A 23,429-nucleotide genomic window follows, 5' to 3' on the forward strand; every position below is an offset into this window, starting at 1 on the left:
CACCCTGCAGCAAAATGCCTTGCAGTGGAATAGCACACTGGGCGCTTATGATGCCAGTCATGGTAGTGGTACAGCTCAGCGTATTACCAATGTAGCTGCAGGCCGCGTGGCAGCGGATTCTACTGATGCGGTAAACGGTAGCCAGCTGTATGCATTGTCTGGTTCTACTTCCACTGGTCTGAATAGTCTGTCAACAGTAGTTTCATCAACTGTAATTTCAGGTATCAACAGCATCAGCAACTCTATGTCTACCGGATATGAGAGTTTGTCACGTAGTTTGAGTACTGCCAGTGACAGTCTGGATAAGCTGGCTACAAACACGAGCACCAGTCTGAGCAGCCTGTCTACCAGCTTTGGCAATACTCAAAAAGATGTGAAAGAGCTGAAGGATAAGAGCCTGCAATGGAGTGATGATAAAAACGGGTTTGATGCTGGAAGACCAAATAAACTTACTCGAGATTTTGATGGAAAATATGGCAAGATCATCAATGTGGCTGATGGTTTAGTTGACCAAGATTCACATGATGCTGTAAATGGCGGCCAGCTGTATACCGAAAGATCAAGACTGACAAGTTTATCAACATCTACTTCGACCGGATTATCTACAATCACCAGTATTTTGCAAGATACTCCGACAGGCGAAATGATCACTAATATTACTAACCTGACGAAGAATGCCTTGCAGTGGAATGGTACGTTGGGAGCTTATGATGCCAGTCATGGCAGCGGTACAGCTCAGCGTATTACCAATGTGGCAGCCGGTAATCTTGCACGTGGTTCTTTAGATGCAGTTAATGCTGGTCAGTTGTGGGATGTGAAAACAGACTTGGATAATCTGAGTACATTGGTACATAGTTTGCCAACAGGTACGGTTTCAGACGCACAATTGAATAGTCTGTCTACCGCGATCAGTCAAGTTGTTGGCAGCCAGATTGCTTCCATAGCATCAGGTCTGGGTACATCTTACACACCGGGTTCGAATGCTATCAATCCGCCTAAATACGATACGTCTACGCCTACTGGTGGCAATGTAATAGCAAATAATGTCGCTGATGCTTTGCAAAATATTCAGAATTATGGCACCAAGTATGCGAAGATCAACTCTGCTAAAGCTGCATCAATTGCTCAAGGTGCTGATTCAATAGCAGTGGGTGGCGCAGCAATGGCTAGTGGTTCTTCAGCGATAGCGATTGGTGATTCAGCTAGTGCTCCTGCTGCCAATGGTGTGGCTTTGGGCAGCAATGCTCAGGTGAAACAGTCCGGTGGTGTGGCTCTGGGCTCCGGATCAGTAGCAAGCACAGCTGCTGGTAAAGTGGGATATATTCCAGTAACTGCAACATCGCAGCAGGCAGCAGCAATCCGTGCCACAAGAAGTACGGAAGGAGCGGTATCTGTGGGTGATGCATCTAAGGGTGTATACCGTCAGATAACTGGTGTTGCAGCTGGTACTGCTGACACTGATGCTGTGAATGTGGCTCAACTTAAAGGTGTTAATAATCAGATTACGAACATCAATAAGTATGTGAACCAAGTAAATGAGCGTGTTCAGCGTACTGAGCGTCGTGCTTATTCTGGTACTGCTCTGGCCATGGCCTTATCCGGTGCTTATCTGCCTTCTCTGAATGCCGGTGAGCAGGCAGTTGGTGTGGGTGTAGGTACTTATCGTGGCTATACCGCTGTAGGCGCCAACTACAAGGCAATGAGTAATAGCGGTAATATCGGCTGGGGTGCAGGTGTTTCCACTACTGGCAAAGAGGTTGGCTTTAATGCCGGTGTTGGCTTCAAGTGGAGCAACAACTAAACCTTTTAGCTGAATCGTGAATAAAACTTCCGGATTTGTTTAGAATCCGGAAGTTTTTTTATTGAGGCTTTCATTGATAGATTTATCAGGCAATACATTTGTTTGACTGCATTTAATGTGAAGTTGATTTGCTCCAGACTGGGTGGATATTTATCCAAACAATAAGTATAGATTTGAGGCTGAAATATTTTCCGCTAGGGATTGTTTGCTGTTTTGTTTTAGCTTGCTAAAACAATAAATTTTGGCTGATTTTATGTTTTTCAGATTTTCATCCGCTCGCTATCTAATTGTTTCCATTTGGCATTAAAACCACGGGCTGCCTGTTGGTGAACAGAAAGCCTGATTTAAACATTAACGATTAGTAAGGTAATTTTCGCCGATAAGAGCATGCCTTACCAAATACTGGTTTTGAGTTTGTTTTATGAGCTGGTAATGGTGATGCAATGTTTCACTAGGCCGTACCCTACTCAGCCTTTATATGGTTTCTATATAGGAAACGATAAAAGATGCCATGATGTGAATCATGTTGAAAATCTAGATTTATCTGTTTAAAAATGGCCAGCACCATGGCGCTTTAGCGCGATAAGGAAATAATTGTTATCGCTTATAGCATCATGAGTTGGATTGTCTGGCCACAGATAGGCAATATGGCACGAAACTTATGATTTAAACCGGATACGATGAATATCACTATTCTTATATCTTTCTTGTAAAGGCGGTAGTTGTGCTGTTTACTTTTCCCAAAGGCAGTGGTGAATGCCTGTAATAAATTCAATTTCCTCTTTTGAGGCAAGGTTTTTTGGTGCATGAGCGAACGAGATATTATAAACAACACCATCCTGACAACATTTGCCATATAAATACTTTTTATACCGGAGTGCATGTGCTGAGGCTTAGTTTGGCCCGAATATTCTCGCCTCAATCTCAAAACTAAATTTGTTTAACGCTTGGTGTATCACAAGTGGATTTGGGATTTACCCTACTCTTTGATAAAAATGCGTTAAATCCCTTTCAACATATCAAACACTACGCGAGCGAAGTTCTTTGCCAGTTCAGGATTAGAAAGGTATTGCATCATCATTTCCTTCTGGGCGTCATTGCTCTCCAACACGGCATTATCAATAGCTTTCGGGAAATCACCTAGCATCACCTGTTCTGGTGAGTTGTTCATAATCTGTGCCATTACAGTTTGGTTTTCTGACAGTTTATCGCGCACTGTGAAAGCATAATTAATTAAGTCTTTATCGGTTAGATTATCGGTGATAAAAAGCTCATTCAAACGTTTTAGGATATTTGACAGAAACTCTTCTTTTTTGTGTTTTGGTTTTGCCGTACCAATATCATTACTTGGATTGATTTTGCCATCTTCAGCATTTTTTTGTAGCTGTAAACTTTGCTGATAGAGCTTCGAAATACGATAATGGCTCATTTCAACGTTGCTTAAATCAATTTTATCATCTTCAATGCGCTGTTCACGCAGCAACGGACGCAGATGGCGGGCAAACAGACTCAGCTTTTCTAAGTCTTTATCATCGTAATCGACGATTTGGGACATAAACTCGTAAAAACGGACAAAACTGCCGAGATCTTTCTTGAAAATAAGCAGCTTACTTTTTTCTTGTTCGCATGCTTTGAAGGTGTTTTCCGCATTGGTAATCAGCACAACATCGCCGGTTTGCTTAGTGAGTTCAACAATTTTTTTGGCATTCTCATACGCCTCAACCGCCGAATTGTAGCGTTGCTGCCAGCGTTGCACAGCTGGTTTGCAGATATTGCTTAAGGCCGAAATGGGTGAATTATTGTTGAAAAATACTTTGCAGAATTGCTCTACTTCGCTCCATAGGAAAATACCGCTGGTACGCAGCTTTGCAAACAAATCAAAGACGAGTTGTGGATCGCTAACATCCGTGAGTGTTGCTGTTTGGTAGTACGGCTGGAAAGCACTCAAAATATCTTCGGGCTGGTTGTAGAAATCAAGTACAAATATGTCTGATTCCGCTTTGCCTGGATAGGTGCGGTTTAACCGCGATAGCGTTTGTACGCATTCGACGCCACCCAGCTTTTTATCCACATACATGGCGCATAGCTTAGGCTGGTCAAAACCAGTTTGAAATTTGTTGGCTACCAGCATTACCTGGTAGTCTTCTGTATCAAACGCTTTGCGCATATCCCGACCTTTTAAGCCTGGATTCATATTGATTTCAGTAAACTTTTGATTTAGCAGTGCAAAGCTATTGTGGTCATCTTCGTGGAATTCCACTTCACCGGAAAACGCCACCATGGCTCTGATTTTGTCGTATTTTTGCTCGGCAATGTATTTATCGAATGCCAGCTTGTAGCGCACTGCCGCTTTACGCGAACTGGTTACCACCATCGCTTTTGCCTGCCCACCCAGTAATTGCATTACATGCTTGCGGAAATGCTCTACTATCACTTTCACTTTCTGTGATACGTTATGCTCGTGAAGCAAGACCCATTGATTTAGTTTGATTTTGGCTTTTTTGCTGTCGACTTCTTGGTCTTCATCATCCAGCTTTTGCAGCAGCTTGTAGGCCACTTTGTAATTAATATAGTTTTGCAGTACATCCAGAATAAAGCCTTCTTCGATGGCCTGACGCATGGAGTAAACGTGGAATGCTTGTGGCTTATTGGTTTTTGAAGCTGGTTCTTGCGGATTTGGTCGACGGCCAAATAACTCCAGCGTTTTGGCTTTAGGTGTGGCGGTAAAAGCGTAAAAGTTAAGGTTGTTGCTGCCTTTACGTGCGGCAATGGTGGCATCTAGAATATCTTCTGTAGATATCTCTACATCGTCATCCATTGCGTCGGTCATCAATACTTCTTTTAGCTGACGCGCTGTAGAGCCACTCTGTGATGAGTGTGCTTCATCGGCAATCACAGCATATTTGCGCTGCTTCAGGCTGACGCTGTTTTCAATCGCTTTTAGGACAAATGGAAAGGTTTGAATGGTGACAATAATGATTGGTTGCGAATTTTCCAGTGCACTTGCCAGCTTTTCCGATTTTGAACCGTCCCCTTCTTTGTTGTTGATGCGGCCGACCACACCATCCTGATGCTCAAACTGATAGATGGTATCCTGTAGCTGATCGTCAAGCACGGTACGATCGGTTACCACAATTACCGAATTAAACAGCTTTACGCCATCTTCATCGTACAGGCGTGAAAGCTGATGGGCTGTCCAGGCGATAGAGTTTGATTTGCCCGACCCCGCACTGTGCTGAATCAGGTATTTATTGCCGGTGCCTTCTACTGTGGCGGCGGTGATGAGTTTGTTTACGACGTCCCATTGATGATAGCGTGGGAAAATCAGGCTTTCGCTTTTGTACTTCACGCCAATGGCATCTTCTTTTTCAACGATTTGCAAGTGCATAAAGCTGGCCAGAATTTTCAGCAGGTTGTCTGGCAACAGCACCTCATTCCACAGGTAGCTGGTGGCGTAGTCGTTGGTATTTTGCGGGCTATCGTTCCCCGCCCCGCCATCATGAGTGCCTTTGTTAAATGGCAGAAAGAAAGTTTTATCACCCGCGAGTTTAGTAGTCATAAACACTTCGTACTGGCTAACTGCAAAATGCACCAGTGCGCCGCGTTTGAAGGTGAGCAGTGGTTCAGACTTATTGGTACCAGAGTTGGGCAAACGCGTTTGTTTATACTGTGTAATGGCATTTTGTACTGCCTGCTTAAATTCAGATTTCAGTTCCAGTGTTGCGATTGGCAGGCCATTAATAAACAATACCAGGTCAATACGCCATTTCTTGGCTTTGACCCCCGTTTCTGCAAATGCTGCTTTTGACGCATGCGGGCTGTAAATCAGCTCCGGCACGATACGAAAGATATTTTGCTTGTAGCGCGTTAGTGTATCTGGGTTGAGGTTATGTTCTGGCTTAAACTGACACAGAGAAAAACGCGCACTATGGCTTTTAATACCATGGCGCAGCACGCCAAGCGTGCCGTAGGTGCGCGACTGCCTATCGGTAGCGTTGATATCCGCTTTTTTCAGCTGTGCCACCAGCGCATCGAGAAAATGACGCTCGGTATCGGTGGGATAAATGTTGGCAAACTTCTCCCACTCCTGTGGCTGCGTAGTCTGCACAAAGGTCAGCGTATCCTGCGAGTAAAACGCACGTTCGCGATCGTAGCCGTCGGTTTTTCCACGGATCCAGCCTCTCTCTTCCATTTGAGCGATTATGTCATTCTGGAAAATCAGCTCTTTGGTGCTGTCCATGCTCATACAGCGGTCTCCTGTAGCTCCTCAATGTCTTGCGTATCTGAGGCAACCCAATCGCGGACGTCGATTTTTCCTGTGACGGCGGCGGAGATCAGGGCGGTGCGGCGTTCTTGTGCAAGTCGGATTGTCAATTCTGCATTTTCAATTAAACATTCAAGAGTATCTATTTTTTCATTTAAATAGTTAACAATTTTATATTGTTCTTCTAATGGAGGGATACAGAACCAAAAATTCTGAATTTTATCCAAGTGCAGGTTAATTACAGTACTTTGTTTAATTAAACCAAAAATTTGTTCTTTGATTTCGTGACTTTTGAAATAAAACTCTGAATATTCAGGGGTTAGCGTGCTCTTAAACTTTATCAGACACAGGCTAACGAAAATACTGAATTCCCAATCCCAGTCAACAAGTTTAGGAACGCCAATAGTACCATTTTTTGACAACAGTAAATCACCATTTTCTGGCCTGCATCTTTTAATTAATTCTTTATGCTCATGCTCAGGAATGAATTTTATATTATCAAAATCAATGTATTTATCCTGAATATCAGTCACCCGTAAAAATGGGATACCTTTTTCAGTGTAAGTAGGTGTGAAGTGTGCACCATCTACAATTTGGCGTGTATGATATTTTAGGCGTGCGGGTATCCAATGCTTCGGTATATCCCCCAACCACTCAACACCAGAATCTTTCATCGGCACATCAGGGTTTAGCCCTTTAGTAACGGCATGGCTAATCACTGCCTGACGTTTTTCTTTCAGCAGTTCAATCAGTTGCTGTTGCTTCTCGATCAGGTTATCGATTTTTGCGGTTTCGTAGTCAAGGAAGCATGAAATATTTCGTTGCTCATGCATGGGAGGAAAACAGAATTTTTCCATCAAATAAGCATCTGCATCGAGGTTTTGAATGCCCGTTGTTTGCTTAATCGATGGGTAATTTACTTTCCCTGCATAAAGCTGTGAAAACACATATGTCAAAAAATGACTATCATAGCTTTCCCTTGGGGACATTTTTGCAACAAAGTTTGAAGTAACTGCCTCGTATTCTTTATCAAACAAAACAACACAACCAACTAAAGTCTTTTCACCGCCACCTGATTTCTCGATTAATAAATCGCCTTTTTTAAGCAAACGGCTACCTCTATCTTTCGGAAGAATAGACCTTGTCGTTAGTTTCGAATCAGAAATCTTAAATGACTGACGCTCAAAATCAGCAACTCGGAGCACAATTAAATCATGCTTATCATCAGGCTCCCCCCCCCAAACGCCATTCGTACAACTATCAACCGCACGTTTTAGTGAATGAATATGCCAATTTAGAGGAGTTTCACCCAGCCACTCAACTCCCGAATCCTTATACTCTGGATAGGCCTTATACTTAGCCATCAGGAATGTACCTCCTGCAGCAGCTTCATAATCTCGGCGCTGACCGCATCCAGATCGGCATCAATTTCCTCCAGTGGGCGCGGTGGCTGATAAACATAGAAATGGCGGTTAAACGGAATCTCGTAACCGACAATTCCCACTTCACCATCTTTCGCATCACGTTTATCGGCGTTGATCCACGCGTCATTCACATGCGGCAGCACTTCTGTTTTGAAGTAATTTTCAATCAGGTCGCTGTTGGATAAGGCTGGGTTTAGCGGTACATTTTCGTTATCACGCAGCTCGCCGTCCTGCTCAAACTCAACAACCTTGTCTTTATATTCAAACGCACCGTACAGCGGCTGAGGGGCTTTTTTCAGCACTTTCTTGACCACTGGTTCGGCATCCGGGTTTTTGGTAGTGATGGCATCGATAAACTGTTTGTTTTCTTTCGTATCCAGCTTCACGCCAGCTGTTTTGATGGCCTCTTTCAGGGTCAACTGGAACTGGTTGAAGTCATTGCTCACCAGCGTTTTGCCACCCGCCTGTGTACCCAGAGCTGCCTGTATCTGCTGTGCTTTTTCCATTAACCCGCGCTGCGCCAGCCACAGTTTGCTGTCGAGCAGGTCTTTAATCTGCTTCTCTTTCAGCTCGGCAAATTCGGCTTTGATGATGGCACGCGCATCGGTTTCCATCCCCGAGAAATCGCCGTAGGTGTCGTCCTGCCACTGGAACGCGAACTCATCATACAAACGTTCCATTGGCGCGTTAAATGGTTTCGGTGCAAAGCGTAGTGTTGCAATTGCTTCATCCGTCACCTGAGCAGATATCCGCAGCGGGCGCTCAATGGTCAGGCGGCGGTAGCCAAAGTTGGTATTGTTAAAGATTTTACTGGCGAAGGTTTTCGGCGCTTCGGTTTTGGCGGTGGCAGGCTGGCGGCCACGGCTGGATTTTTGCTCCTTAGCTTTTTCCAAACCCAGTTCTTTTAGGGGGGTAGCAGTCACTACTTCAAAATTACCAAAGATTTGCGTAATCAGTTTGATATCATCTTCGCCCAACATATTTCGCTTGGAGCCCAATGATTTACGCATTTTGCCGCACAGGTTGGTGCCATCAATTAGCTGTACTTTGCCTTTACGCTCAGGCGCTTTTTTGTTGGAAAGTATCCAGATGTAGGTGGCAATGCCAGTGTTGTAGAACATGTCTGTTGGCAATGCGATGATGCCTTCCAGCAAATCGGCTTCCAAAATGTAGCGGCGGATTTCGCTTTCACCACTGCCCGCTCCACCGGTAAACAACGGAGAGCCATTAAGAATAATTCCGATACGGCTGCCGTGGCTGACGCTATCATCTACATTATGGTTGTTGCGCATTTTGCTGATCAGGTGCAGTAGAAACAATAGCGAACCGTCGGAAACCCGCGGCAGGCCAGGACCAAAGCGGCCGCTAAATCCTTTTTGTATATGCTCATCAATAATATCGCCCTCTATTTTTTTCCAGTCTACGCCAAATGGCGGGTTAGAGAGCATATAGTCAAATTTATCCAGTGGTAGCTGGTCGTTAGAGAGGGTGTTGCCCAGTTTAATTCGGCTGACATCCTGACCTTTAATGAGCATATCGCCTTTACAGATGGCGTAGGATTCTGGGTTTAGCTCTTGGCCAAAAGGACATAGGACAGCTTTAGGATTCAGCTCGTGCACATATTCCATACCGGCAGAGAGAAAACCACCTGTGCCGGCGGTTGGGTCGTAAATGGTGCGGATGATACCGTCCTTGACCAGCACTTCATCATCTTTCATTAATACCAGAGAGGTGGTTAAACGGACGATATCACGTGGGGTGAAGTGCTCACCGGCGGTTTCGTTTGAGCTTTCTGCAAAACGGCGGATCAACTCTTCGAATACTAGCCCCATTTCATAGTTGGATATCGCTTTTGGACTAAGGTCGGTAGTGGCAAATTTTTTCACCACTTTATACAGCAAGTTGGCATCTTCCAGCAGGCCGATAAACTCACTGAATTTAAAGTGATCGAAGATTTCACGCGCATCCGGTGAAAACGCCTGTACGTAGCTTTCTAGGTTGGCTTTGATGTCGTTCTGCCCCAATTTACCTAGATCCATCTTAGACGTATTGTAAAAAGTAAGTCCGCTGGCGTGCTGCAGAAGCATTTCTAAGCTTTCTTCCGGCAGTGTGTTGGTTTGAAATTCATCATATTTTGCCACCACTGCATCTTTCGTTTCTGCCAATACACACTCTAGGCGGCGCAGCAGGGTAAAGGGCAGGATCACGCGCCCGTACTGAGACTGCTTGAAATCTCCACGCAGTAAATCTGCCACCGACCAGATAAACGCAGCCGTTTGGGAAAAATTAGTGTTTGTCATGAGTTCCTCGGAAAAGATTGCAGCCAGAGTACAAATGCGCACAGGCAAAAAATTCAATTCAGAATGCTGTAGGCGAGATGATACCTGCTCTGTGTGCCATCGCAAGCGATGCAAAACAAAGAAAGATACAGTGGGGGTGACGTATGACACAGATGTTTTTACAAACCCCTTAGGCTGAACAGCAAGATATGGATGAGAAACCATAGCGCTGGTGATGGTTGCTCTGAGCCCAAAGATTAGATATAGCTTGAATTTTACACTCGAATCAGAGTATTAACTAAATAAAAATGTTGATATTGGTTTGATGCTATTGGTATGTTGGTGAGATGAGTTGGGCTGATTTTAATGAAGATGCTTTTGATAAGCGGCTTCTAAGTTTTATTTAAAAATTGTGTTCTCAAATGAAAATAATTGCTTCTGTTTGTGTTGATGTTTGAGCAATAACAAAACGTGGCGTGATTCAAAGATAAACGGGGCAACATATCATTTTAGTAGTAAGTGTAAGGCGCAGTTTTTACAAATGGGATGTTAATCCTTTCGGTATCTGAATATTTTTATCTTTTTGTCATAATTAAGTGCTAGGTGACGCTGTGTAACCCTGTGTCGCATATTTGAGCGTGTTTTTTCTTTTGAAATGCTCCGTGTCCAAGTCACGAACCAATATTTGCTGTTACCACTGTATTCGTTTTGCTACCCAAGGTGATGAGTTGTATCGTATTGGCTCGCCTTTTGATTTCGGTTAACACAAGGCAGTATTTTAGAACCGATGCATGATTAAACTAAGCTTCTTTTTCTGAAATTTCATTAAGCAGTTTCAAAGGACGATGACATTTGGTGTAGAACCGCTAATCATTATTTGTGATTTCAACATTACTGACTTTAATTCAGCGGCCGTTGTACCCAAAAAGCGATAATTCGCTGTTTGATACGCCGGTTTGATTTTGTTTTATCTGGTGATAAAACGGAAGTTACTGACGACGGTACAAATAGTGGATTGTATAGTTGTTTTCAAAAAGAGCTGGTTAAATGCAGTTGGATAATATGTAGTTGGAATCAGCTTTTATTGTCTTACGCCTGTGTGTATTATATATTTATTAATATTTATCTATTATTACATAAACATGGATATGATAAACCATGTGTAGTGTGCAGCGGGAACCGTCTGGGATGCAGGTTGCTTTGGTTGTGGAGGGCGGCGGTATGCGTGCCGCTTTCAGCAGTGGGGTAACAGATGCTTTTTTGCAGGCAGACTTTAATCCGTTTACTTTGCTGGTTGGTGTATCTTCTGGTGCAAGTACGATTGCCAGCTATTTGTCTGGGCAAACCGGTCGTAATCTGGATGTGCTGATGAATCAGTCGTGCCAGAGGCCGTTTATCAGCTGGTCTCGTTTTATCCGTGGTGGTGATTTATTGGATATAGACTGGTTATGGCGAGTGGTACAGCAGGAAAATCCGCTCGACTGCGAACGTATGTTTGCACAGAAGCGTAATTTCAGAATTGTGCTTAGTAATGCTGTTACAGGGGAGGCACATTATGCTGAGGCTGAACCCAAAAATTTTTTAGATGTGCTGCGTGCTTCTAGCTCTATCCCTTTTATTATTCGTAAACCGGTACCCATCGGTAGTGAAATTTATTTTGATGGTGGTGTGGCTGATGCCTTGCCGGTGCGATGGGCGCTGTCGCAGCCGAATATCGGCGGTGTTGTTGTTATCCGTACACGTGCGCATGCTTATGTTAAGAAAGGTGGATTTGGTGATGCTTTGCTGGCACGGCGCTTGCCTGACAATGGGTTTGCTCGGGCTTTGCGTCAGCGGGTAAAGCATTATAATGCTACGCTGGCATGGATGCGCCGGCCTGAACACTCGCGGTATATTTTTGAAATCAATCCGCCGGAAAATAGCAAAATGGCTGGACGCCTGTGCCAGGATGCTAGCCGTTTGCGTTATAGTTATGCGGCTGGGCTGGAGTGTGGACAAAAATTTCTGCAGCAATGGCCGGTGTTTAAAGATTTCTTCAGCCTTAATGTACAGGATTAAGGGGAATGGGTAATTTGGTGAAGTAATGACAAAAGATTCGATTGTATCGAAAACACAGCGTCGTCTTAGTCTTTTTGTGGCTATTCTGGCACTGGCTTTTGTTCTGCGTGGTCCGCTGACGGGTGTCGGACCTTTATTGCAGAATATTCAGGCACAGCTGCACATCAGTAGTACGCTGGCTGGCTTACTAACGACGGTGCCGCTGCTGACCTTTGGTTTGTTTTCTATTTTTATTCCTAGACTGGCAGCTCGGTTTGGTTCGGAGCAGATGGTATTTTTTGCTTTGTGGGTGCTGACGCTGGGGCTGGTGTTGCGTTGTGGCAGCGGGCTATTTTTGCTGCTGGCGGGTACAACTTTGCTTAGCTGTGCTATTGCTGTGGGTAATGTGCTGATTCCCAGTATGGTGAAACAGTACTTCCCGTTTAAGATGGGTTTGGTGACTGCATTATATGCCTTGATTATGAATGTGGGTGGTGCTGCCGGTTCGGCATTGAGTGCACCTTTAGCGCATAGTAACTTGTGGGGCTGGCGTGGCGCTTTGGTGGCGTGGGTATTGCCAGCTCTGGTAGCAATGGTGATCTGGTGGCTGCCTTTTAAAACAGCGAATGCCATTCCCAAAGCGGCTGTGCGTTCGCGGCCGGTAACGGTACATTTGTGGCGTAATCCGCTGGCGTGGCAGGTGACGCTGTTTATGGGATTTCAATCATTTTTGTTTTATTCCACGGTAAGTTGGTTGCCGCAGATTGTAGCTAAAGCCGGTGTGTCTGCTACTGAGGCCGGAGGCTGGCTTGGGCTGATGCAGTTGGTAATGGTGCCAACTAATCTGCTGATACCAATTTATGCCGCTAGATTAAAACAGCAGCAGTGGATTGGCGCATTGTGTGGGGTATCGCTGATATTGTCTGTGTTATTGCTGATGTCGCCATGGCGTAGCTGTTATTTTCCAGCCGTGCTGCTGCTGGGTCTCGGTATCAGTGGTGCTTTCTGTCTGAGTATGATGTTTTTCAGTCTGCGCAGTAGCAGTGTAACTGAGGGCGTATTGTTGTCTGGTATGGCACAGACCTGTGGATATTTGTTTGCTGCTGTAGGGCCGGTTTTGATGGGGGCGTTACACGACATCATGCATTCATGGTTTCCTGCGTTGGTGCTGATGTTTTTTGCTGCGCTGGTGATTACAGTATCCGGCTGGAAAGCTGGTCAGGATCGGAAGCTGGCTGATTTTCAATAATAGATAATTATCCACAAGTTTATCCACAGGATTTTATGTATAAAGTTGGCTATCCGCATACCGGACAGTCTGGGTTTGGTGCCAGTTGAAAGCGTTGCCATTGAAAGCGTTGTGCATCAAAGCAGTGCAGCCAGCAGCCGGTAGGTTGAATACCGGTGATGATCTTTAATGCTTCGCCAGCCTGCGCGGCGCCCATGACACCGAGTAAGGGAGCAAATACGCCGTTTTTGGCACAACTGGCACCTTCATCATTCATTTCACCTTCAAAGAGGCACTGATAACAGGGACCATGGCCGTCGCGAAAATCATATACTGCCAGCTGACCGGAAAATATCAGTGCTGAGGCCGAAACCAGTGGTTTATGGGCTGTAAAACAAGCCTGATTAATCAAACGGCGGCTGGCAAAGTTGTCGGTGCAATCAAGTACTATGTCGGCATCCTGTACAAGCTTTTGCAGCAGAGTAGCATCTGCTCTGGCAACAACGGGATGCAGTTGTGTGTGTGTGTGATGAGCCTGTAAGCGTTGGCACAAGACGCTGGCTTTATCTGCGCCTATATCGGAATCGTTAAACCAATACTGCCGTTGCAGATTGCTGATATCGATGCTGTCGTTGTCCACTACGGTGATATGCCCTACGCCGCTGGACACCAGATAGGTAAGCGCCGGATGTGCTAAACCACCTGCTCCGATAATCAGTACGCGTGCGCTGAGAATGGCCTGCTGTCCGGCTATGTCCAGTTTATCCAGTAAGATATGGCGGCTGTAACGCAGTAGTTGTTCATCGGTAATCATGGGAGCCTCGTTTGATTGGATGATGGTGGCCGAAGATGCAGTAGTAGTGTGGATGGTTGTGCCCTGCTATTATAAGGGCTTAGCTATATTTCTCTGAATACTTATGCACCATCGTGTCCGGCCGGCCGGTCGATTTTTACATCATCTGCAAGCGTTTCTGCACAAGGGCGGCTTGATTGCCTATCCGGCGGAAGGCAGTTACGGGCTTGGCTGTTTGCCTGATTATGCTCCGGCGTTACGCCGGCTGATTGCGCTAAAAAAAAGGGCTCAGCATAAGGGGCTGATTGTGATTGGTGCTGATTTTGCACAATTGCGGCCATTGTTGGCACCTGTGTCTGCAGCTGAATCTAAAGCTATTATGCGCGAATGGCCAGCACCTAAAACTTTGTTGTTACCAGCACGGCAGCGAGTTCTGCCTTTGCTGCGGGGGCGTGGTCGACACAATCTGGCGGTACGTATTCCTGATCTGGCTACGGCACGGTTTCTGTGCAAAGCAACCGGTACGGCACTGGTCTCCACTTCATGCAATCGGGCTGGTAAAAAAGCCTGTAAAACGGAGCGTGAGGTTAGACGTCAGTTTGGGCGTCAGGTGTTGATTCTTGGCGGACGAACCGGTGGTCGCAGGCAACCCAGCCAGATTATTGACTGGGCGTCAGGTAAACGGCTGCGTTGATTGCCGGTCTCTTTGTGAATCGTTGATAGCGTTTACTGGGGCAGAAATCTTAGTATCTGTTATCAAAATTCACGCGGGTTTGTGCGGTGATGATGTTGCTAATGATTGCGGGCAATGACAAATTGAGCCAGCTCGCGCAGATGCTCAGCGCGATGGTCAAAACCAGCCAGTGCTTCCAAGGCCTTTTGTACTAAATTTTCAGCATATCGGCGCGCTGAAGCCAGACCCAGCAGGCTGACATAGGTGGGTTTATTGGCCTGCGCATCCTTTCCGGCTGTTTTTCCCAGAACGCCGCTATCCTGTTCATAATCGAGTACATCATCTATTACTTGAAAAGCCAAACCCAAATGACAGGCATAGGCATCAAGAGCAGTAAGTTGGTGCTGTTCGATATCGTTACAGCAGAGTCCGCCAAGGGCTACGGCTGACCGGATTAGTGCACCGGTTTTGAGCTGATGCATATGCTCAAGTTCATTTTGATTCAGGCTTTTACCAACGCAGGCCAGATCAATGGCTTGTCCTCCAGCCATGCCACTACAGCCGGCGGCCTGAGCCAGTGTCTGTACCATTTGCAGCTGACGCTCGGGTGAGAGTGTGGTGGGCCGGCTGAGTAGGCTGAATGCCATGCTTTGCAGCGCGTCGCCAACCAGTAAAGCGGTGGCTGGTGTGTAGCGAATGTGGCAGGCAGCTTTGCCGTGACGCAAGCTGTCGTTGTCCATTTCGGGCATATCGTCGTGTACCAGTGAATAAATGTGGATACATTCGATTGCGGCAATGGCGTTATCCACAGCCTCTGCTATGTTGTTTCCCAGCTCGGCAGCAGCGAAAACCAGCATCGGACGCAAGCGCTTGCCGCCATCCAGCGCAGCATAGCGCATGGCATCAATCAGGGGTGCCGGTAGCTCGTCAGATAAGGGCAATAGGCGATTTAGGGTTTGTTCGGTATGGTTTTGTACCTGTTGTTGCCAGTGGGCAAAGTTACTCCCCTGCTTCAAGTTTCAGCTCCTTCAATTCGCCGTTGTCCAATACCTGTAGTTTTTGTTCGACTTCGGCCAGTTTTTGCTGGCAGTATTGCACCAATTCCTGACCATACTCGTAAGCGGTTAACGCTTCTTCTAATGGCAGATCATTGTTTTGCATTGATTCGGTAATTTTTTCCAGTTGCTGGATGGCTTCTTCATAGCTCTTGGGTGTGATTTTCTTCATCATGTGGGGTCTTTAGACATTATCGGGAATATTGTAACACTGGCTGTGGTGCTCTTGCTGTGGATATGCTCAGTGGTCGGCTGAATAGCAGTAGGGTTGAAGTTTTGTAGTGTAATGCGACTGCGGGTAGATTATGTTTCTGAGCTGTGAATTGCTGTTAATAATACTGATAATTTTTTGTTAACTTTTTTCTGATTAATAAGTGGTAAGGTGTGGTTGTCTGGCTGTGATTCATGGATGCTTTAAATCATGGATTGAATATACTGAAGAATGTGTTTTGTATGAATTCGAATATTCTGCTCATAAATTTTATTTATATATTCATAAATTCTATCAGTCATAAGCTTTAAAGGTGGTTGAAAATAGGGAAACGAGCTGAATGAAGGAATGGGTGTAAAGTATGGCCCGTAGTATTTATTTTAATAGCATAAATATGTCTGGCACACTAAGACTGGGCAGCTCGGATAGAGTATTTCAGCGTTTTTAAAGATGAATATTGTGTAGATTATTTATATGGAATTATATAATTTTTATTTGTTTTGATGAAATTTGTTTGCTGGAATGTGTTTTTTTGCTGTTTATTTTACTGGTTTTAAAGCATAATATTGTTTAAGGCATAATTATGTTGTGCTAACTTGGGGTGATTGTTTTATTTAAAAATTAAAACATGGAACTATTTAATTTGTATGTTTTGATAATTAAATTTATGTATAACAGAAATGCCTGAGGGGGAGTATTGGCGGGCTATTCATGCTGATATGTCTATAGGTTAATACTATGGTGGTTTCTGTGTAAGCTGGATGTCAGTCTATTTGTTTATAATCGAATAAATGCTGTGTTCTGAATCGTTTTTACAGGTTGCTTGGGTAGTTTCTTAGGTTTAAGTAGGCGTTATGGGTAAACATATTTTTTATGAGGAGTCCGGTCAGTTTAAAGTAGCCGAAGTGGTTCAGGAAAATGAGGCTACTTTTCTGGTGAATACACAGCATGGCAAACGGGCAAAAATTAAATCCAGCCATGTTTTTTTGGTGTTTGAGGGTGATGCTGTGCAGTTTTTACAGCAGGCCAGTGCTGCCGCCGCCGGTATTGATATCGGCCTGTTGTGGGAAGCTGTGGGGGTGGAAGCTGAATTTACGGCAGCCGAGGCTGCTTCTGAATATTTCGGTAGTAATAGTGGTCAGGTTGAACTTGCTGCGGTTTTAATGGCGCTCTATGCGGCACCTATGTACTTTTATAAGAAGAATAAAGGGGTGTTTAAGGCTGCACCGGCAGAAACTTTGCAGCAGGCTTTGGCGGCGATTGAACGGCGCAAACAGCAGGAAGAACAAATTAATAGCTGGATTGAAGAGTTGCTTGCCGGCCACCTACCTGCTGCTATTGCTGCTGATGCAAAGATGATTTTGCACGCTCCTGATAAGCAAAGTTTGAGTTATAAGGCGGTGATAAAAGCCGCTGAGCAGAAAAAAATATCTTTGTTTGCGCTGATGCAGAGTGTAGGTGCTGTGCCTGCGCTGCCGGACTACTTTCTGGATGGTTTTCTACTTGCCGAGTTTCCTAATGGGGTGGCATGCGGAGATTATCCGTTGCCGGATATTGGCAATTTACCTGTTGCTGATGAGGCGGTGCGGGCATTTTCGATTGATGATGCGGATACTAGTGAGGTAGATGATGCGTTTAGTGTACGTGATCTGCCCAATGGTAATAAGCTGGTGGGTATTCACATTGCTGCACCTTCCTTGGCCATTGATGCTGATTCGGCGCTGGAAAAGCTGATATTTGAACGCCTAAGTACGGTTTATTATCCGGGCGGAAAAATCACGATGCTGCCGGATAACTGGGTAGCTGCTTTTAGTTTGGATGAGGGTGATAGCCGGCCGGCTATCAGTCTATATGCTGAAGTGAATCCTCAGTTTGAGATTGTGCATTGTAAATCGTGTATTGAGTCGGTTTATGTAGATCGTAATTTACGTATTGAACATATTGAGCAGGCCTTTCAGCCGCAACAGATGCGCACAGATGATGAGATTTTTCCGCATCAGCAAGAAATGAACTGGCTGTATGATTTTGCCGTGGCCAGAATGCAGGCACGCGGAAAATATGATCCGGCTCGCCCGTCTCAGTATGATTACGGTATTAAGCTGGAAGCGGGTAATCAGGTGCGTATCTGTGTGCGCGAGCGAGGTGCGCCAATTGATATGCTGGTAAGTGAGCTGATGATTTTTGCCAACAGTACTTGGGCTCAGATGCTGGATGCTGCGGATATGGCGGGTTTGTTTCGTGTTCAGCCTACGGGACGGGTAAGGATGAGTACGCATTCTGAGCCGCATATTGGTCTGGGACTGAAACATTATGCATGGTTTACATCACCGCTGCGTCGCGCTACTGATTATATTAATCAAAAACAGCTGATTAGTTTGCTTGACCCGCATGCTTCTCCCCGCTTTGAGCCGCAGGATGCGATGTTGTTTGCGGTATTGCGGGATTTTGAATCTACTTATGCTACCTATAATGATTTTCAGCGCCATATGGAGGCATACTGGAGTCTGATTTATATTCAGCAGGAGCGTTTGCAGGAATTGAATGCACAGTTAATCCGCGATGATTTGGTGCGGATAGAGGGTTTGCCGCTGGTTAGCAGAGTCAGCGGGATACCTGTTGATGCTTTGCCTAAAAGCAGGATGAAAGTAGCGATAACTGGTGTAGACCTTGTGCAGGTGAGTGTGGGACTAAATTATATCAATGCTTTGTTGCCCCAGAATGGTGTCTGAGGGGGTAAATGAGTTTTGTATCGAGCCGATTCAGCTATTGGATGCGGATACAGATGCCGATTGGTTTAGATTATTCGCAATCGTTGTTATGGTGTTTGTCTGTGCTTGTTGGTGCCGGCGTTAACCGGCCTTTTTGCTTCAGCCGGAATTAACTTTGTTTTAATATCTTGTTTTTATAGATGCAGCCCATATATGGGCTGCATTTCTATTATCCGGTTTTTTTCAGGCAACCTGTTGTACTGGTACAGTCTGCCGGAAAACCTTTGGAATAAAATTATGACTGAAGTAGATTTTTATGAAGTGCTGGGTGTAACCCGTACTGCAGGGGATGAGGAAATCAAAAAGGCTTATCGCAAGCTGGCTATGAAATACCATCCCGACCGTAATCAGGGCGATAAGAGTGCGGAAGAAAAATTCAAGGAAGTACAGCGCGCTTATGAAGTTTTGTCTGATTCACAAAAACGTGCGGCATATGATCAGTTTGGACATGCCGGCGTAGACGGTAATATGGGTGGCGGCGGAGGATTTTCCGGCGGTTTCGATTTTGGTGATATTTTCAGCCAGATGTTTGGTGGCAGTGCAGGTGGTAGGCAGCAGCAGAATCATCAGGGTGCTGATCTGCAATATCAAGTGGAAATCACGCTGGAAGAAGCTGCGCGCGGTATAAAGAAAAAAATTACCATACCTACGCATGAGGAATGTGATGTCTGCCATGGCAGTGGAGCTAAGGCGGGTACTTCTGCTACTACTTGCAGTATGTGTGGCGGCAGTGGTGTGGTGCATGTACGGCAGGCAATTTTTCAGCTACAGCAAACCTGTCCAACTTGTCATGGCAGTGGTAAGCAGATTAAAGACCCGTGTGTTAAATGCCATGGTGAAGGTCTGGTTAAAACACGTAAGACGGTGGAGGTATCTATTCCGGCCGGTATTGATGATGGCCAGCGTATTCGTCTGAGTGGTGAGGGTGAGCCGGGTAAGCATGGTGCTGCGGCTGGTGATTTGTATGTGCTGGTGAATGTGCGTCCCCATCCGGTATTTGAGCGTGATGGTATGGACTTGCATTGTGAGCTGCCGATTAGCTTTACGATTGCGGCGCTTGGCGGAGAGGTGGAAGTGCCAACGCTGGATGGTAAGGTTAAGCTGAATATTCCAAAAGAAACGCAAACAGGCCGCCGTATGCGTGTACGTGGTAAAGGCATTAAATCTGTACGTTCGGCCGCTGTGGGTGATTTGTATTGTCACATTGTGGTAGAAACGCCGGTAAATCTGACAGATAGGCAGCGTGAATTGCTGGAAGAGTTTGAGAAGATTTCTACTGGTATGGACCGCGCACAGACCCCACGGCAGAAGTCGTTTATGGACAAGCTGCGTGACCTGTTTGAATAAGCTGTGATGAAAGAATGGTTTAGAAAAGTATAGTCCAGAAAGATAAATAATCAACATTGGTTATGCAAGGTTAAAGCCCGCTGATGGTATGAAATCAGCGGGCTTTTGTTGTATTTGGCCAAGAATCAGGCTGTTTAAGGCTGAGCCGGTAGGCAGTATGCTTTAATTTGAGTGGTGTCGTTTTCTTGTTCGGGAAAAAGGTTAGTCGGTGTTTGGCCGGTTTAAAGTTTGCTAAATACTCGGATTATGGCTGGTATGAAGAGCCAAAGCTGATTAAGCTGAATCTCAACAGGCAATCTGTTTGATATAGCTCCAAGTAAAAAATCGCTTCTGTATGATTTTCTACAGAAGCGATGTGGAAAGGTGGCAGTCTGGGTAAATATATTGTGGACAAATTTAATGTATTTGTCTGAATAAAATTTAGCTTTTGTTCTGAAATCCTTGTAAATAAAGGATTAATTTATTTTTCACTTATATTATTGAATTGATTATCTGTGGATAAATCTGTGGATAATTATTGTATCAAACTGAAGTTTCATTCTAGTTCACCGCGTAGCTGCGCGGCCAACTGTGCCAGCTCTGCCTGATCGGCCGGTGTGCTTTCATGCTTGGCAAGTTCATGGATGTGGCCGGGAATTAAATGAATATGATAGTGAAACACAGATTGACCAGCCTGCTCACCGGACAACTGCAACTGAACAACGCCATCACGGTGTAACACTTTACGTTGGGCACTGATGATTTTTCTGGCTGCATTGAATACTGCTTGTAGATAATCGTCTGGCATGTCAGTTAACTCTACCGCTTCGCATTTCGGAATCACCAGTACATGGCCGCGCGCCTGCGGCATCACATCCATAAAGGCCAGTGTTTGTGCATCTTCATATACTTTATGACAAGGAATTTCACCACGGATGATTCGGGCGAAGATGTTATTTTGGTCGTACTGCTGCATGATGGGTCTCCTCTCTGGTGTATCGGTTTGTTTGACGTCACCTGAGTAACGGTTTAAGAAATAATGGTCAGTTTGTCTTTGGCAAATACGGTATCTAGCTCTTTGATTCCCTGTTTGCCGAAGTTTATGGTCAGACGCGCGCCTTCTGCTTTGTGTGTGGCATCGATAATGACGCCGGTACCGAAACGCTCGTGATGCACATTCTGCCCCAGCTGGAAGCCGTCGAAATCTGGGCTGGCTTGTGTTTCAGCCAGTTTGCTGCGGCTATGAAATGGATTGGTGCGCTGTGTGCTCTGCTGTCTGGCTATCAAAGAGTTTTTGTGTGCTGACAGGTATTGCAGTACTGCTTCGGGTATTTCATCCACAAAGCGTGATGGTAAGGCAAAGTGAGTCTGTCCGTGTAGTAGCCGTTGCTCGGCCATGGTTAGATACAAGCGTTTACGTGCTCGGGTAATGGCGACATACATGAGACGCCGCTCTTCTTCCAGGCCGTCGCGCTCAGCCATACTGTATTCGCTCGGAAACAGGCCTTCTTCCAGTCCAGTAAGAAAAACCCCGTCAAATTCGAGACCTTTAGCCGCATGAACTGTCATTAATTGCAAAGCATCCTCGCCCTGCCCAGCCTGATGTTCGCCTGCTTCGAGTGAGGCGGTGCTTAGAAATGACAATACTGCGAATAATGGGTCGTTTGGGTCATAGTCGGATTCAAATTCAAATCCTGATTCTTGTGGCTTGAATGCTACTGCTGCATTGAGAAGTTCTTCTAGATTGTTGATGCGTTCCTGCTGCTCGCCTTTTTGGGTACGGTAATATTCCATCAGCCCGCTGTCGTAGATGGCAGCAGCCATGATTTCCGGCAGGGAAATCTGCGTAGCTTGAAGCTGAAGATTTTCTATCAGACGCACAAAAGCAGCAATTTTGCTATTTTTGGACGCCAGATTGGTAGCAGCCTGCCATAGTGAGGTATTGGCTTCGTTGGCTGCTGCCTGAATATTTTCAATGCTGCGGGCGCCGATTCCGCGAGTGGGTACATTGATGATGCGCAAAAGTGCGTTATCATCATCGGGATTGACGGCCAGCCGCAGATATGCCAGTGCATTTTTGATTTCCTGCCGTTCATAAAAACGCAAACCGCCATAGATTTTGTAGGGAATACCGGCGCGAAATAAGGCTTGTTCCAGTACACGCGATTGAGCATTGCTGCGATACAGTATTGCCATCTGTATATAGTCTAGTCCTTCACGATGCAAAGCTTTTACTTCATCGACAACAAATTGAGCTTCTTCTATATCATTTATCGCTTGTAAGACGCGAATTTTTTCTCCGGTGCCTGCTTCGGTACGCAGATTTTTTCCCAGACGGCTGGCATTATGCGCAATCACGGCGTTGGCTGCGGTAAGAATGTTACCAACGGAGCGGTAATTTTGTTCCAGCCGAATGGGTTCGCTCACGTTAAATTCATGCAGAAAGCGGGTCATATTGGCTACTTCGGCTCCGCGGAAGCGATAAATACTCTGATCATCGTCGCCGACTGCGAAAAACGCTGCTTGTTTTCCGGCAAGCAGTTTTAACCATGCATACTGAAGTTTGTTGGTGTCCTGAAATTCATCAATGAGTACATGGTTAAAGCGGTTTTGATAATGGCTCCGTAGTACATCATTATTTTGCAGAATTTCGTAACTGCGCAGCATCAGCTCGGCAAAATCCACTACACCTTCATTCTGGCACAGGCTGTCATAGGCAGCGTAGCATTCAATCATTTGCCGCTCATGCGGGTCGCGTGCGCTTAGCTGGGAGGCACGCAAACCGTTTTCTTTCTGAGCATTGATGAATCCTTGCAGGCTACGCGGAGCAATGATTTCATCAGAAATATTGAGTTGTTTGAGCAAGCGCTTAATCACAGATAGCTGGTCACCCATGTCCAGAATCTGAAACGTTTTCGTCAGGCCGGCTTCTTGATAATGCAGGCGCAGAAAACGATGGCACAGACCATGGAAGGTACCCAGCCACATGGCGCGTACTGATACTGGTAACATGGCGCTTAGGCGCAATTGCATTTCTTTGGCTGCTTTATTGGTAAAGGTAACAGCCAGTATGCTGTGGACACTGGCTTGGCCTGTTTGTAATAACCAAGCAATACGAGTGGTAAGTACCCTTGTTTTGCCACTGCCGGCACCGGCCAGTACCAAAGCAGGCTGCGCCGGCCAAGTGACGGCGGCTAATTGTTCACTATTGAGGCCGGTCAGTAAACCGGAAGAAGATAGAATTTCCATAGCGCTTATTGTAGCCGATTGAGGCTGAAAAATCGCAAGGAAAAATATGTTAATGGATTATTAATAGTTTCTGTGAACAGGAATAATCAGCTTTAATTGAACGATTAAACAGGAAAATTCAATAAAGGGTAATACCGGTAGGCGAAAACCGTGCTTTTTGGAAAAAACACTCTGCTTTTTTCTGGCATTCAGTGTATGTACACAAACAAACTGTGAACATGTCTTCACCTGCAGCCAGAACGGTATCCTGCTCAGACTGTTTCTATCCTTCTTCAGATAACTTGTAGCGGTGCCACTCCGGTCGTCGTTATTTATTCACTA

At 45.5% G+C, this 23,429-nt stretch carries 14 protein-coding genes; 6 read left to right on the top strand and 8 right to left on the bottom strand.

Annotation, left to right across the window (positions count from 1 at the left end):
- Nucleotides 1-1,801: YadA family autotransporter adhesin (locus J3U67_RS04020; protein ID WP_267403935.1), on the top strand; the 1,801-nt coding region annotated here is incomplete at its 5' end.
- 1,000 nt (nt 1,802-2,801) lie between these two features.
- Here the strand turns inward: J3U67_RS04020 and J3U67_RS04025 are convergent.
- From J3U67_RS04025 to J3U67_RS04035, 3 genes are read right to left on the bottom strand one after another with little or no spacing between them, the layout of a single operon-like run.
- On the bottom strand, nt 2,802-6,047 hold the full coding sequence (locus J3U67_RS04025) for a type I restriction endonuclease subunit R (RefSeq protein ID WP_267403937.1): 3,246 nt from the start codon (nt 6,045-6,047) through the stop codon (nt 2,802-2,804).
- The gene (locus tag J3U67_RS04030) at nt 6,044-7,429 is read right to left on the bottom strand and encodes a restriction endonuclease subunit S (RefSeq protein ID WP_267390964.1); all 1,386 of its coding nucleotides are present in this window, start codon (nt 7,427-7,429) and stop codon (nt 6,044-6,046) included. Before J3U67_RS04030 ends, J3U67_RS04025 begins: the two co-directional genes overlap by 4 nt.
- On the bottom strand, nt 7,429-9,789 hold the full coding sequence (locus tag J3U67_RS04035; protein WP_267390963.1) for a type I restriction-modification system subunit M: 2,361 nt from the start codon (nt 9,787-9,789) through the stop codon (nt 7,429-7,431). Before J3U67_RS04035 ends, J3U67_RS04030 begins: the two co-directional genes overlap by 1 nt.
- A 1,137-nt stretch (nt 9,790-10,926) precedes the next feature.
- On the opposite strand from J3U67_RS04035, the gene J3U67_RS04040 reads away from it, so the two are divergent.
- On the top strand, nt 10,927-11,826 hold the full coding sequence (locus tag J3U67_RS04040) for a patatin-like phospholipase family protein (protein ID WP_267390962.1): 900 nt from the start codon (nt 10,927-10,929) through the stop codon (nt 11,824-11,826).
- A gap of 25 nt (nt 11,827-11,851) precedes the next feature.
- Entirely contained in the window at nt 11,852-13,054 is a 1,203-nt protein-coding gene (locus J3U67_RS04045) for a CynX/NimT family MFS transporter (RefSeq protein ID WP_267403939.1), read from the top strand.
- Nucleotides 13,055-13,103: 49 nt separating this feature from the next.
- Here the strand turns inward: J3U67_RS04045 and J3U67_RS04050 are convergent, their stop codons facing one another.
- Nucleotides 13,104-13,847, bottom strand: coding sequence for a HesA/MoeB/ThiF family protein (locus tag J3U67_RS04050; protein WP_267390960.1), 744 nt, complete (start codon nt 13,845-13,847; stop codon nt 13,104-13,106).
- A 103-nt stretch (nt 13,848-13,950) separates the two neighbouring features.
- Between J3U67_RS04050 and J3U67_RS04055 the strand changes: the two genes are divergently transcribed.
- Nucleotides 13,951-14,520, top strand: coding sequence for an L-threonylcarbamoyladenylate synthase (locus J3U67_RS04055; protein WP_267390959.1), 570 nt, complete (start codon nt 13,951-13,953; stop codon nt 14,518-14,520).
- A gap of 98 nt (nt 14,521-14,618) precedes the next feature.
- On the opposite strand, the gene J3U67_RS04060 is transcribed toward J3U67_RS04055, so the two are convergent.
- Together J3U67_RS04060 and J3U67_RS04065 are read right to left on the bottom strand one after the other, a co-directional pair.
- Complete coding sequence (locus tag J3U67_RS04060) at nt 14,619-15,515, bottom strand: polyprenyl synthetase family protein (RefSeq protein WP_267390958.1); 897 nt, start codon at nt 15,513-15,515, stop codon at nt 14,619-14,621.
- A complete protein-coding gene (locus J3U67_RS04065; RefSeq protein WP_100141044.1) occupies nt 15,499-15,726 on the bottom strand; it encodes an exodeoxyribonuclease VII small subunit in 228 nt (75 codons plus the stop codon). Before J3U67_RS04065 ends, J3U67_RS04060 begins: the two co-directional genes overlap by 17 nt.
- A gap of 893 nt (nt 15,727-16,619) precedes the next feature.
- On the opposite strand from J3U67_RS04065, the gene J3U67_RS04070 reads away from it, so the two are divergent.
- Together J3U67_RS04070 and dnaJ are read left to right on the top strand one after the other, a co-directional pair.
- Nucleotides 16,620-18,494, top strand: a complete 1,875-nt coding sequence (locus J3U67_RS04070) for a ribonuclease catalytic domain-containing protein (protein ID WP_267390957.1) — start codon at nt 16,620-16,622, stop codon at nt 18,492-18,494.
- Nucleotides 18,495-18,770: 276 nt separating this feature from the next.
- A complete protein-coding gene (gene dnaJ / locus J3U67_RS04075; RefSeq protein ID WP_267390956.1) occupies nt 18,771-19,880 on the top strand; it encodes a molecular chaperone DnaJ in 1,110 nt (369 codons plus the stop codon).
- A 535-nt stretch (nt 19,881-20,415) separates the two neighbouring features.
- Here dnaJ and J3U67_RS04080 read toward each other — a convergent pair.
- A complete protein-coding gene (locus J3U67_RS04080; protein WP_267390955.1) occupies nt 20,416-20,835 on the bottom strand; it encodes an HIT family protein in 420 nt (139 codons plus the stop codon).
- 53 nt (nt 20,836-20,888) lie between these two features.
- A complete protein-coding gene (locus J3U67_RS04085) occupies nt 20,889-23,108 on the bottom strand; it encodes a UvrD-helicase domain-containing protein (RefSeq protein WP_267390954.1) in 2,220 nt (739 codons plus the stop codon).
- Nucleotides 23,109-23,429 lie beyond the last annotated feature (321 nt).

It is taken from the genome of Snodgrassella sp. B3837, from assembly GCF_026535955.1.
GTDB lineage: Bacteria > Pseudomonadota > Gammaproteobacteria > Burkholderiales > Neisseriaceae > Snodgrassella > Snodgrassella alvi_E.